The organism is Clostridium sp. MCC328 (assembly GCF_018785465.1).
Classification (GTDB): domain Bacteria; phylum Bacillota; class Clostridia; order Lachnospirales; family Lachnospiraceae; genus Pilosibacter; species Pilosibacter fragilis.
On record NZ_WQPW01000141.1, the window covers coordinates 36531 to 48935 of the forward strand.

15 protein-coding genes are annotated in these 12405 nt (G+C 45.8%); all 15 read left to right on the top strand.

Annotated features, from left to right (window positions below):
• The first annotated feature begins 12 nt into the window (after window positions 1–12).
• The 15 genes from GPK83_RS16110 to GPK83_RS16180 all read left to right on the top strand — a co-directional run bounded on the left by GPK83_RS16110 (window position 13) and on the right by GPK83_RS16180 (window position 12230).
• The gene (locus GPK83_RS16110) at window positions 13–609 is read left to right on the top strand and encodes an NUDIX hydrolase (protein WP_215705271.1); all 597 of its coding nucleotides are present in this window, start codon (window positions 13–15) and stop codon (window positions 607–609) included.
• Between the two features lie 201 nt (window positions 610–810).
• A complete protein-coding gene (locus tag GPK83_RS16115) occupies window positions 811–1617 on the top strand; it encodes a DNA adenine methylase (RefSeq protein ID WP_275950636.1) in 807 nt (268 codons plus the stop codon).
• 16 nt (window positions 1618–1633) lie between these two features.
• Window positions 1634–2251 carry a hypothetical protein gene (locus GPK83_RS16120; RefSeq protein WP_215705273.1) on the top strand — a complete coding sequence of 206 codons (618 nt, stop codon included), beginning with the start codon at window positions 1634–1636 and terminating at the stop codon, window positions 2249–2251.
• Between the two features lie 71 nt (window positions 2252–2322).
• The gene (locus GPK83_RS16125; protein WP_215630745.1) at window positions 2323–2646 is read left to right on the top strand and encodes a type II toxin-antitoxin system RelB/DinJ family antitoxin; all 324 of its coding nucleotides are present in this window, start codon (window positions 2323–2325) and stop codon (window positions 2644–2646) included.
• A gap of 103 nt (window positions 2647–2749) precedes the next feature.
• Entirely contained in the window at window positions 2750–3223 is a 474-nt protein-coding gene (locus GPK83_RS16130; protein ID WP_345941838.1) for a Fic family protein, read from the top strand.
• 217 nt (window positions 3224–3440) lie between these two features.
• Window positions 3441–4082 (top strand): GTP pyrophosphokinase, encoded by a 642-nt coding sequence (locus tag GPK83_RS16135; protein WP_215630743.1) that lies wholly within the window; start codon window positions 3441–3443, stop codon window positions 4080–4082.
• Between the two features lie 13 nt (window positions 4083–4095).
• Entirely contained in the window at window positions 4096–4890 is a 795-nt protein-coding gene (locus GPK83_RS16140) for a DUF262 domain-containing protein (protein WP_215705275.1), read from the top strand.
• Between the two features lie 20 nt (window positions 4891–4910).
• Window positions 4911–5408 (top strand): hypothetical protein, encoded by a 498-nt coding sequence (locus GPK83_RS16145; RefSeq protein WP_215705276.1) that lies wholly within the window; start codon window positions 4911–4913, stop codon window positions 5406–5408.
• A gap of 59 nt (window positions 5409–5467) precedes the next feature.
• A complete protein-coding gene (locus GPK83_RS16150) occupies window positions 5468–6235 on the top strand; it encodes a hypothetical protein (RefSeq protein ID WP_215705277.1) in 768 nt (255 codons plus the stop codon).
• Window positions 6236–6979 (top strand): hypothetical protein, encoded by a 744-nt coding sequence (locus tag GPK83_RS16155; RefSeq protein WP_215705278.1) that lies wholly within the window; start codon window positions 6236–6238, stop codon window positions 6977–6979. It abuts the gene before it with no gap.
• The gene (locus tag GPK83_RS16160) at window positions 6933–7535 is read left to right on the top strand and encodes a hypothetical protein (protein ID WP_215705279.1); all 603 of its coding nucleotides are present in this window, start codon (window positions 6933–6935) and stop codon (window positions 7533–7535) included. Before GPK83_RS16155 ends, GPK83_RS16160 begins: the two co-directional genes overlap by 47 nt.
• A complete protein-coding gene (locus GPK83_RS16165; RefSeq protein WP_215705280.1) occupies window positions 7535–8302 on the top strand; it encodes a nucleotidyltransferase domain-containing protein in 768 nt (255 codons plus the stop codon). The genes GPK83_RS16160 and GPK83_RS16165 overlap by 1 nt, the downstream gene beginning before the upstream one ends.
• Window positions 8303–8314: 12 nt before the next feature.
• Window positions 8315–8950, top strand: a complete 636-nt coding sequence (locus tag GPK83_RS16170; protein WP_215705281.1) for a hypothetical protein — start codon at window positions 8315–8317, stop codon at window positions 8948–8950.
• Window positions 8947–9993, top strand: coding sequence for a 5'-3' exonuclease H3TH domain-containing protein (locus GPK83_RS16175; RefSeq protein WP_215705282.1), 1047 nt, complete (start codon window positions 8947–8949; stop codon window positions 9991–9993). Before GPK83_RS16170 ends, GPK83_RS16175 begins: the two co-directional genes overlap by 4 nt.
• A gap of 740 nt (window positions 9994–10733) precedes the next feature.
• The gene (locus GPK83_RS16180; protein WP_215705283.1) at window positions 10734–12230 is read left to right on the top strand and encodes a hypothetical protein; all 1497 of its coding nucleotides are present in this window, start codon (window positions 10734–10736) and stop codon (window positions 12228–12230) included.
• The last annotated feature ends 175 nt before the right edge of the window (window positions 12231–12405 follow it).

Below are 12405 nucleotides of genomic sequence, written 5' to 3' on the forward strand. Positions count from 1 at the left end.
AGGAGAAAAAATATGAAAAAATTAAAAACACTGGAACCGACAAATGGAAATGGGCAATATCTGCATTCCTATAAGGCAAAATATGACGATTGTGGGGCTGAGATCCCGTATGAGATCGTAAGCCGTCATGGATGGCCAGAGGTGCAGGAGCATGGGCTGGGTACCAAAACAGATGCCGTATGCATCGTGCCTATCTTTGATAACGGTGATCTCCTGGTTACGCGTGAATTCCGCTATGCGATCAACGGCTATTGCCTCGAATTTCCAGCCGGGCTCATTGATCCTGGCGAAACTCCGGTAGAAGCTGCTAAACGGGAGTTAAAAGAGGAAACCGGGCTTAATACCGAAAAGGTACTCTTTACGATCCCTGGCGGATACAGTAGCGCCGGCATGACAGATGAAAAGGTCGCCATTGTTGGGTTGCTCGTGAGTGGATATTTTTACGAAATGCAGGGCAAGGAAGAGATTCATCCAATTCGAACGAATGTCAATCGTCTGTATGCGATGGTCGCAGATGGTGATTCCTGCAGTGCCAGAATGCAATGCTTGATCACAGGTATCCATTTGGCGAGGTCAGCAGAATTTTGCAAATTATGTGAATGGGAATAAGGAGTGGAGGAGTTGAAGACACTTCAGTGCAGGGTGTGCGGGGCGATATTCGCTTCGCAAGATGATATCGAAGAAGATGTTCATGGCACTGGCTTCTGGTGCCCGGAATGCGAGAGCTTCACGCCATATGCAGGCATAACCAGAATCATTGACCTATCCGTTTGCTTAGAAACAAAGGCCGGTGACTGTCGGGAACGCCAGATGGATGAGCAGGTAAAAAGTGATTTACAGGGGAGACTGTCCCCCTTGCGTTATCCCGGCGGAAAGGGGAAAATGCTCAGACAGTTGGAACCGCATTTTCCGGAGCGTATCGGCACCATGGTCGAGCCATTTGCCGGCGGTGCCGCCGCATCCCTGGCTATGCTATTTGCAGGACGCGCCGATCGGATCGTTTTAAACGATCTGGATCCGGGTGTATACGCATTTTGGATATCTGTTTTGGAATATACAGAAAAACTCCTGAATGCGGTTCGCAACATACAGGGAACGCGGGAAGAGTTTTTGCAAGCAAAAAGGATACTCGACCGGCCAGACGGTCGCCCCACGGTTGAATTAGCGGCGGCATTTCTGATAGCAAACCAGTTGGCGTTTTCCGGAATCACAAAAGCCGGGATCGCGGGAGACTACAAGCGCCGATGGAATTACAAAAAGGTGGCGGACCGAATCCGCAGGATCGCAGCATACAAGGATCGTATCACGGTGATGCATATGGATGCGCTCCAGGTGATCGAAGAATTTTATTGGAATGCGGATCATCTCCTGTTTATCGATCCACCTTACGTTTTACAGGGGAAACAGCTGTACCGGGAATGGTACGAAATGGATGATCACAAACGTTTGGCGGGACTGATCCAGGATTTGACATTATCCTATCCGGGATGTGCAAAAATCGTAGTAACCTATGATGCCTGTCCAGAAACGGAAGAATATTATGATTTTCCGTATGTGGAAAAATTTTATAAACAAAGAAGCTACAGCTGCGGCTGCAGTCGAAGCGCAAAAGACTAATAAGGAGGAAACACTTATGATCAGAACAAATTGGACAACAGCAACAACAAATTACCAGGAAGCTTTATTGGCTTTACAGGCCTGCAAGGGAAGTTGCAGGACATGCTGGTTGGAACTTAGGGAAAATGGCGATCAAGATTTTCCAATTAAAATCGTAAATCCAGTGCTTAATGATCCGTTTGCGTGGGAGTTCAGTTATGGAACATACATGAATCCGGAATTGCTTCTCAGACATAATTTTCTGAATGACACGGAACGTGATCTGACGTACAATTGGATCGCCGGCTTTGGAAATCCGGTTGCGATAGAGTTGTATCGAAAGAACCGAGAATTAACAGAAGGGTTAAATGCCGGTATTGGTACATGCTTTCCTATTCGTATTGCGGATGCGCAGAAGTATCGTGATACGTTTGTCGGCGATGGATATGTATATCCTTATCCGGAAAAAGGCGGCTGTATGGTCGCCTTCTGGAAACCGAAAAAGAGGATTCCGGCTTATGTACCGGATCAGACAATCGGGAAAGTCTTTACCGTATGTACGGATGTGGAAGGCGATGTAATCTCTGAAATCGACAGTCTGGAAAGAACGGCGAAGACCTTAGAGGAATACGCGCAGTATTTGAGAACAAAATAATCATGCCAAGATGTTATTGACACTGTATATACAGTGTCATATAATAGACATATAAGAAAGGAGCTGTGATTATGGAAACAATGGGGATCGTTCAGGCAAGAACACCTGAGGGTGTAAAAAATGAAGCAATCAATATCCTGGATAAGCTTGGCCTTAATATGTCTACGTATATCAATATGGCGCTGAATCAGTTGATCATTCAGGAAGGTATCCCGTTCTCTGTTAAACTGACCAAACCATCTTATACAGATGAAGAGAAAATTAAAGAAGTGGTGGCGACAATGAGAATGGAGGGACTTCAGCTGAATGATGATGATCTTGGTATGTTGAGAAGCATTGAGCGCGGCGACATGAGCTATGATGAAGCAAGAACAAAAATATTAAGCGAGGTGTAGTATGTCGGATACAAGATACTGTTATCCGAATTCAGACGTGTTAATCAACAAACTGAATATAAGGGAACAGGACAAACTATACGCGTTTGAACGAAGACTGACGATGCTCAGATTATTAGAATTAATGGATAATCCGATATGTGGACAGTTTGATTTCCGACACCTGAAAGAAATCCATGCGTATATTTTTCAGGATATCTATGACTGGGCCGGAAAAGTAAGAACCGTAGACATTGCAAAAGGTAATATGTTTTGTAATGTAAGGTTTATACCAGAACAGGCTGAAGAAATCTTTTCAAAGCTTAAAAAGGAAAAGTATTTAGCAGGATTGGAAGAGGATGTGTTGATTCGAAAATTGGCATACTATTTTTCAGAAATAAATGCATTGCATCCATTTAGGGAAGGTAACGGACGCAGCCAGAGGGAATTTATCAGATCCCTGGCTCTGAAAAATGGGTACGTGATCCATTTCGATAGGATATCAGAAAGTGAAATGGTACTTGCGAGTCAAAAATCCTTTCTGTGCGACTACTCAGATATGGAAAAACTCTTCAGCAAATGTATTACAAAAAAATAATAGAAGTCTTCTTCTAAAGGCCATTGCGGTTATACGCAGTGGCCTTTTTCTTTACTATACCGCTCTTAAACCACAAATCATTCTTTCAAGAAAACCGTCTGCAGTAATAGCAGGCAGTTTTCTTTTGCTCATTAGCTATGCTATACCGCGAACCAGTTCTCCACCATCCACTTCCATAATTTCTCCGAAACAATATAGAAAACAGAGGAGAAAAGACATGAAAGTAAACAAAGAAGTAAACCGGATCCGCAAGGAGATGGAGAACGAAAACTACGAGACCCTGTTTAAAAATGTAGCCGGCGTTGTCCAGGAGCGCGCAGAGGCAGCGGGGAGGGACTTGGAACTGTGCCATAAGCGTACTGTGATCCATTCCATATCCGCAAGGATGAAAAGCCCGGACAGCATTTATAAAAAGCTAGTAAAAAAAGGCTTAAACCCGACAATCGCAGCTGCCCGTCAGGAACTGGCAGATCTGTTTGGTGTCAGAATCGTGGTCATGTACCTGGACGACATTTACCAGACAGCCGGATTGTTAAAACAGAGCGCCGGCATGACGCTGTTGTATGAAAAGGATTACATCCGCAACCCAAAGCGCTCCGGCTACCGTGGCCTTCACCTGATTTTCGGCGTTGATGTATTTCATCACGGTAAAGTACGGCGTGAAAAGTGCGAAGTTCAGATCCGTACCATGGCAATGGATAGTTGGTCAGCTCTGGAACACCAGCTGATTTATAAGAATCCATGCGCAGTTGCGGAAATCGACAAAGATTTAAAGCACTGGGCAGATGAACTGGCAAAACAGGATCGGAAACTCGTGGAATTTCGGAAGCGCATTGCTTCTGAGACAAAATATGCATAAGGAGAAGAATAGTATGGCAAGAGCAAAAGTATTAATCCAGAAAGAACAGCGTGCAAAACAGATCCAAAATGACATGGACTGGCTGAGCAACACACTTCCACATCTGGATACACCAACCTACCAATTTGGTGTTGGAGAACATGTGCGGTACGGCAGCATGGAAGAAAGTGTTGTGGAAGAGGTATTACATGGCGGAAAACTGTATGTAATCCGATGCAGCGTGCGAAAACACAACACAGAGGAAATGGAAACGGTATATCATGCAGCCCAATGGACAGACATTCGCCCAATCCCCGTCAACTGTACCACTCTGGAACGGAACCAGGATCTCCAGTTATCGTTCAATCCGTATACCCTTGAAGGTGTTCTGCATCGTTATTATCATTTTGGCGTTGACATGGATCCGTTCTATCAGCGCGGATATGTCTGGGAACAGGCAGATAAAGAATTGCTGATTGACAGCATCTTTTCCAATATCAAGATTGGAGAGATCGTATTTGTGAAACGGGATCATACTGAAGTGCAGGCATCTGGATGTCTCTATGAAATTTTGGATGGCAAACAGCGCCTGGATGCAATCCGCGGATATTACGAAAACCGATATCCATATCAGGGATTGTATTTTAATGATCTCAGCGCCAAAGACAGGCATGTTTTTCTGGAACGGGTTGTACCGATTGCAGACCTGGTGCGCCCTGATAAAGAAACACTCCTGAGATGTTTCCTGATGTTAAACCGCGCAGGAAAACATATGGATCCAGAGCATTTAAAGGCTGTGGAAGCACTGTTAAAAGAATACGACAAATAAATATACAAGGAGAAAAAAATATGAACGAAAGATGGTTTTTGGACATGGATGGCACCCTGGCAGAATGGAAAGTAGGATGTGAGGCGGAATTATTGAGCGAAGGATATTTCCGGAACTTAAAACCGACAGAATTCGTGAATCCTTTCCGCGAATACGCGAAGGAGCATCCTGAAAATGTTTATATCTTAAGCCACTGTCTGGTGGAAGGCTACGCTTATGGTGACAAGCAGGCATGGCTGGATCAGTATCTTCCGGAAATTCCGAAAGAGCACCGTTTGCTCCTGCCTTGTGGAGTCTGCAAAGCAGATTATGTCATAGATGTTTTTCATTTGGAGAAACTGCCAGAGACATGGATCTTGTTCGATGACTATTCCAAAAACCTGCATGCCTGGAAGGCTGCTGGTGGTATGGGGCTTAAGTGCTACAACGGCATTAACGGAACTCACGGAACATGGAAACATGGTGGTATCATGTGGAGCGGCGAACTTGCAGTAATGCTCACGCAACGTGATGCCTAAGATTTCCAAAATATCAGCAAACACTATTGCAGAAAAAAAATACGAACAAGGAGAAAAATATGAGAATCGATTTAGAGTATATCAAAAAATGGACAGACATTCCCGAGCAGGAATTGATGGAGCGCCTGGTTAAAGATGCAGTCGGACTGCAGGAAGAAGCGAGGGAACGGGAGCATCAGGCAATCGTTAAGGAACGTATGCAGGATAAAACCTACAATACCGCATTCATGCGGGAGTTCTTTGCGAGCTACAACTATCTGCATAACTACTTCTCGGACAAAGAGATCCTGACTGCGTGCAAACACCATGCGGATAAATCCGATATGGCAAAAGAAATTGCAGTTCGTGGACACCGGGATGAAGCATCCTTAGGTATCCGTTTCGTGAAGCATACGCGCACGGAATTTACGGAGAGCAGGGGCGGCTGGTCACGTACCGTGATGGATAATGGAACCATCGTCCTGATGACAAGTCCGTATCAGTCCAGATTTGCCGGAAAAGTCATCGAGGAGCTGCTGCTGCAGAAGTTACCGTATTTGAAGGATTTCGTGGTCAGCGTCTACGGGATTTATGACAAAAAGCAGGATCTCATTTTCATCAAAAACCCAGAAAAGGCAGAGTATAACTGCGACGTCAGCCTGTACGTTTCTGCCGGTGACCTGCTGTCGCGGAAAACCGGAACGGAGTTACTGAAGAGACACAAAGACTACTGGCATGACTATGGCAACGGGAAATACGATGACGCCACAGAAAAATTCCTGGTTGGTCCGTTTGTACAGAGTTTCTTGGCAGCTGCGCAGGAATTTGCAGACAAGGGGGAAAACTAAATGGGAACCGAGCATATCACATACAGACATTTTGGATCCGAAGCGTTTCATCCGGAATATTTCGGAAAGATCATAAATGATCCGAGCCGCAGCAAGCCGTATGGCGGGCTGTGGGCATCACGCGTGGACGCGAGCCGCGGATGGGAAGGGTTCTGCAGACGCACACACTACCAGACCGCATCCCTCCGGAAGCATTTTGATTTTACGCTCCTGCCGGATGCGAACGTGTACACAATCCGCTCGATGAAAGACCTGACTGTTCTTCCGATGCGCGAAAACCCGAATCCGGCAGTATATGGAATGTGCCTGCCAGACTTCGAAAAATGTGTCCGGCTCGGGATCGATGCCGTTGAATTGGCATGGTACGGAGACGAATTCAGGCAGGCCGGCAGCGGCCCTGTCGGAAATGCGCTCCGGTCATGGGATTGCGATTCCATCGTCATCTTAAACCCGGACATCATCCTGACCAAGAACGTCACCAAACAGCGGAAAGAACGCTGTCTGGATTGCACATATCTGGTGGAAGATGAAAACGGAAACTGGGTCTGCGACGACTGCGGCAAAAACGTGGAAATGATCCCGGATCATGCGTGCAGTGCGGAACAGGACTGGTGCCGCCCTCTCATGACTAAAGTCACGAACATTCTTGTGCCATGCTGTAAGGAACAAAAACGGAAGAAAGAAAAGGAGAAGAAAGATGGCAAGTATCAATGGATTGACAGTAAAAAAGATAAAATATTTTGATGGAAGGGAAGGAACCGCGGCACAGGGCGACCTGTACCTCGGAAACAAAAAGATCGCGTTCTGGAGCCAGGACGCAGATGGCTGCATTGACGATAACCTTGATATGGAACCGGGATACAGTGAGCAGAAACTCCGTCAGGCGATCATCGCGGCGCACCCGGAAAAGCATGAAGAAAAGGTCGCGCAGAACGGGCGCCCGTATGTACTTGATTACGAACTGGAATCACTGATGACAGATCTGCTCTCCCTGATGGAAACAGAAAAAGCCTGGAAACGGGCGGTCAAAGCCGGATATGCCGGACTGTTTGAGATTACAGACGGATTCCACGTTTCGCACTGGAAACTCTCGAAGCTGTTATATGAGAACGGCGCCCGCACAGTGGAAGATGTCAAAGCAAAAATCCCGAAGAAACAGCTGGATCGGGTGATGGCTTCCATGTTCAAAAACGAAAGACTGAAGGAATCTGTATTTTGGTCAAAAGAGGATTTTGCGATCGGCACCCCGCTGGAGCTGGATAACATCACAAGAGACGGCGCAAAGACAGGAGGATGCTGATGGAAGACAGAAAGAAAGCAGAAATCTTGGCTAGGTTGAGCGAACTGGAAACCGAATACCAGATGCGGATCCTGGCGGCCGTGGAATACGGAAGCCACGCATATGGCTATGCATCCGAAGGTAGTGATCACGATATCCGGCTGATCTACGTATATCCGATGGAACGGTACTTAAGCCTCTCGTCACCACAGGATTCCATTCAGGTGATAGAGGGTGATCTCGACATCTGCGGATGGGAATTAAAGCGCACACTGTCGCATGCGGCAAAGTCCAATGCCACATTCTGGGAATGGATGCAGTGCCCGGTGATTCTGGACCGTCTTAGGTTTATGGAGCAGTTAAAAAACGCTGCGCGTCCGTACTTTGCGGAAAAATCAATCCTTTACGCAAACACGGGGATGCTCCAGTCTTTCCGGCAGGAAGTAATGTCCGGACGGAAACCGGCCAAGAACTGCCTAAGTATCATGCGGACTGCCATGCAGGCCATTTATGCGATGCAGTATCACGCGGCACCGCCGGTCGATATTGTAACGTTAATTGATCAGACCGTGCTGCCAGGCACGCAGGACGCAGAAGAGTGCAGGAAACTGCTGGAGCTGTGCAAAAGCGGCCACGGGGATGCACCGTATACGCTGACTTGTGAGCTGGCTTCCAGTATTGACGAACGGGTCCGACTATGGTTAAGCGGGCACCCGGAACAGGAGGAGCAGGATCTGAGAACGCTGGACAAATTCTTCCGGTCTGTGGTGTTAGACCGAACAGAATAGGAGGATATTTTTGTGAGAGATACAAAAATTAAAATCAGACTTAGCACTCCAGGACTTTCCCTGAACGTGGAAGTGCCGGAGGAAAAATTTATGGATGCATTCCGGGAAGCGGCAGATACATTGTTTGCATATGCTACAAAGCCGGCAGGACTGCCTGCACCGGAAACTGCGGATAGTATGTTTGAGGATTTTACAACATCACCCATAACAAAAGAATCGGTGAAGGCAGATGATACGCCGATGCTAGTAAAAGCGGAACATCTGCAAAAGGAAGATCATTGTGAAACATTAAAGCGAAATATTCCAACAATGCAGGCCACGACGGCCGAAGGCAAAACGGAAGCAGAGGTCCGGCAGGGATATAAAGGGTTTCTTCTAATTAAGTGCACGACCTGTGGACGCATCCACGCATTCAACAGCCGGGCTGTCACAAGCCGGTATCAGTGCCGGGACTGCAACAGGGTCATGGATTTGGAAAATCTGGTACCTCTTCAGGCAGACTGCGAATGCGGCCAGAAATCCAGATACCGTACCAATATAGAAGAACCTATGTTGGACGTAACGTGTATCGCCTGTGGCAATCCGGTTACGGTTGAGTGGAATGCCAAGAAGAAATATTACCAGACAGTTAGGGAGGTGCACAGATGAGAAAGAAATTATTGATTATTGACGGCTCTTCCATGTTGACAACCGCATATTATGCGCTGTTACCGAATGAGATTCGTTTCTGCAAAGTTCCAGAAGAGCGGGCGCGGTATTTTGATAAAATCCTTCATGCCAAAAATGGCACGTATACAAATGCTGTTTATGGTATGACCCGACAGCTTTTAATGTTGATGGATGGCTGGAAACCGGATTATCTGGCGGTCATGTTTGATAAGACCAGGAGCACCTTCCGCCGGAGACTTTACGCAGATTATAAGGCGCAGAGAAAGGAAACAGATTTGCCATTAAAGGAACAGTTCCTGACTATGGAAAAGATTCTTGCCGATTCCGGCATCCCGGTTTTTTTCAGTGATAACTACGAGGCGGATGATCTGGCCGGAACGATGGCAGAAAAATACGCTAAAGACATGCAGGTTGTACTTGTCAGTAAAGACAAGGATTACCTTCAGCTTGTCGATGACAGCCGGAATATCCAGGTGTGGATGCCTGAGGATCCGAAAAACACGGAGAACCCCGGGAAAGCAGACGCCTTCCGTAACGGAAGACCGGAAGAAAATGAAATGTTCCCGGCATATACCCGGCATTACCAGATTTACACAGAGGATGACGTATGCAGAAGAATGCACGTTACGCCAAAACTTGTCCCAGATCTGAAAGCGATTGAGGGAGATTCGTCGGATAACATCCCAGGAGTCAAAGGAGTGAGCTCTGCCGCCGCCCCGCTTGTAATGGAGTACGGCGGGGTGACTGGGCTGTATAAAGCAATCGAAGCATGTCAGGGAGATACCAAATGGGAAAAAGAACTGGTATCCTTTTGGAAGGATGAACTTGGCATCACGCGCAGCCCATTAAATGCCCTGAAGGCGCAGTATGACAGGGCAATGCTGTTTCGGGAACTCGCAACGATTCGGACAAGATGTCCGGAAATCTTGCGTTACGATCTTCTGAAACATCCAGTTTTTGATATCCGCAAAGATGTATTCAATGATCATATGCGTGAATTAAACATCCGAATCACTATGTAACTGCAATTCATATCTTTAATAAGGTCACACTTTTGTGGCCTTATTTTTTTTGTCGTCAGACATTCATGCCCATAATTTATCCGAAACTATCAAAGACATAGAGTAATGGAGGAAAAATCATGATGAATGAAAAAGACATGCAGAACATTGCCATAGCAGCACAATATGGCACTTGTGGTACAAAGTACCTGGGTGAAATTCTGGACCAACTCCGTATACAAGGACTGGACAAACAGGATATGCGGTGGATTTGTCATACGCTGGCTATGGAATCGCCAAACATTGTGCGTCGGTTGAATGCCAACATGAACGAAGACCAATTCCAGCGCTGGATGAGCTGTATGCATGAACACGTGGAAAATGATCTGTACATGGAAGCATTGGAGTATGCTTTTGCAGTATACGGAAATGATGCGGGTTTTTACAAGAAGCCAGATGAAAAAAAGAAGGTAACGATTCATAACCGTCTTTTTCAGTCCGCACGAGATCATCGTTTATCAATAACCGATCTTGTGGAGCTGACGGAAACATATCACTCTTTCTGGGACATGTTCCGATTGGAAATGGAATCCTTTCTGGAAAACCTGCACCCGCTGGATTCTGAAAAAGATACAAAAACAGCGAAGGGTATTGTCGCTTTGGTCACTGATTTCCAATGCATATCAAAAAACAAAAAACTGGCTGCAATGAAAGCACTTCGGAATCACAATGTAACGCCGGATTCAAAAAATGCAGAAAAATTGGCGATTTATTTTTCAGAGCGCGAAATCCGTTATCTTAACGTGATTCTGGCAAAGGGAAAGGTATCGGATGCGGTCATGGATAAAATCAGTACTGAATTTGTAGAAAATCTTCTCAAATTCGGCAATGATGAAAACATGCCGTATACACTTGCTGAACAGAACGCACTGGTACATGCCTGCAATCGGGAATTTGTCAAAAGAATCGATGGATACAGTAGCATGCGGGCATTCTTCCAGAGCAACTATAATCTCTGCAGGACCTATGGGCTGACAAACGCAAACTGGATGGTACTGTATCAGAAGATTGTGCTTAAGGCATATCAGTCTAGTTTCTGTGGATTCAATAAGCTTCTGACATTTGACTGCAGCGATCCGGCAACCTGGGATCGCCTGGCGGTGCTGCCGGATGAGGATGTCATCACAATCGTTTACCGAACCGCTTCAACAGCCATGTACCTGGCAAAAGAACATCCGGAACAGATGAAAGAACTGCTTTCAAAAATTATGGATGTTATTGTCTGGCTGTTGAAAAAGCAGGGAACCACCGTGGATGAGAAATCAAAACTGGAAGGCTGCATCAAATACACCCGCGCATATGCCACAAAATTTATTCAGGCCGGGCTTGTTACATTAGGTAACCAGGCAGATCTGGATAAATACTGGGAAATTCCACAGGGCCTACGGGATCTGGATACATGGACTATACGGATGCTGTTGAAGCGCCTGGGAAAAAGCTTGATACTGGCGGACTGTATCGATCAGTCACAGATTGAGCTGAATCCCTGGGATGATACGGCCGATTTTTTTACCGCTGTATATCCAGATGCAAATCCTGATCGTTTTACACAGGAAGAGCGCGTCCGCTTATTCACAATGTTCGCGGAAATGAGGTTTCGTTACAATTTAAACACGCTGTCGTCCATGTATACATACATGTTACGGAACCAGATTCCATTTGAAAAATTTATGGATTCCGAAACAGAGAAAGTATTAGCCAAACTGTTATTAAACAACCCTGAATTTTCCAAATATGAAGAGACACTGCGCAGCATGGTAATGACCAAAGAAGAATTTGAAACTTACCAGGTGATGGCGGCAAATGAAACATTGGCGCAGGAACAGGTAAAAGAATTGTTATCCGTACAGGAACTGATGAAAAAACATGTACGCGATCTGGTACATAATCCCGATCAATTCCTGGAAGATTGCCGGTTCATTCCGGACAATAAAAAAAGGATCTGGGAAACAACGATCAGCTTTTTAAAGATGACGAAGGTGCACTTCGGAGAAAGCAACGAAAGCCTTCTGGACGACACGTTCCGTACTTCCATGCAGGCGGCAGGCCATAGCCTTTATAAATACTCCGAGCGAATGAGTCGGATTGCCAGAAATATGAAAGACCCGTATTTTCTCAAAGTGATGGCGAAACATGTGCTTCAGGAAACCGAAAACCAAGGTAACGGCGAATCAGAAACAGAAGACAGCAAACTTTAAGAGAAGCTGGCTTCCTAACGAAAAATACAGGATACCGAAAGGATCCTGTATATCAAACAAAAGGAGAAACAACCATGAGATTAGTAGAACAAATGAAATTTGCAATGACGTGGGACAAAATGGAAGAAAACCGCACAAAAAGTAAAAATAGAACAATATACTATAAACGCAACAT

Bases quoted from the DNA above. Each gene is read 5' to 3' on its own strand.
- GPK83_RS16110 (WP_215705271.1), top strand. From the start codon at position 13: ATGAAAAAATTAAAAACACTGGAACCGACAAATGGAAATGGGCAATAT.
- GPK83_RS16115 (WP_275950636.1), top strand. From the start codon at position 811: ATGGATGAGCAGGTAAAAAGTGATTTACAGGGGAGACTGTCCCCCTTG.
- GPK83_RS16120 (WP_215705273.1), top strand. From the start codon at position 1,634: ATGATCAGAACAAATTGGACAACAGCAACAACAAATTACCAGGAAGCT.
- GPK83_RS16125 (WP_215630745.1), top strand. From the start codon at position 2,323: ATGGAAACAATGGGGATCGTTCAGGCAAGAACACCTGAGGGTGTAAAA.
- GPK83_RS16130 (WP_345941838.1), top strand. From the start codon at position 2,750: ATGCTCAGATTATTAGAATTAATGGATAATCCGATATGTGGACAGTTT.
- GPK83_RS16135 (WP_215630743.1), top strand. From the start codon at position 3,441: ATGAAAGTAAACAAAGAAGTAAACCGGATCCGCAAGGAGATGGAGAAC.
- GPK83_RS16140 (WP_215705275.1), top strand. From the start codon at position 4,096: ATGGCAAGAGCAAAAGTATTAATCCAGAAAGAACAGCGTGCAAAACAG.
- GPK83_RS16145 (WP_215705276.1), top strand. From the start codon at position 4,911: ATGAACGAAAGATGGTTTTTGGACATGGATGGCACCCTGGCAGAATGG.
- GPK83_RS16150 (WP_215705277.1), top strand. From the start codon at position 5,468: ATGAGAATCGATTTAGAGTATATCAAAAAATGGACAGACATTCCCGAG.
- GPK83_RS16155 (WP_215705278.1), top strand. From the start codon at position 6,236: ATGGGAACCGAGCATATCACATACAGACATTTTGGATCCGAAGCGTTT.
- GPK83_RS16160 (WP_215705279.1), top strand. From the start codon at position 6,933: ATGGCAAGTATCAATGGATTGACAGTAAAAAAGATAAAATATTTTGAT.
- GPK83_RS16165 (WP_215705280.1), top strand. From the start codon at position 7,535: ATGGAAGACAGAAAGAAAGCAGAAATCTTGGCTAGGTTGAGCGAACTG.
- GPK83_RS16175 (WP_215705282.1), top strand. From the start codon at position 8,947: ATGAGAAAGAAATTATTGATTATTGACGGCTCTTCCATGTTGACAACC.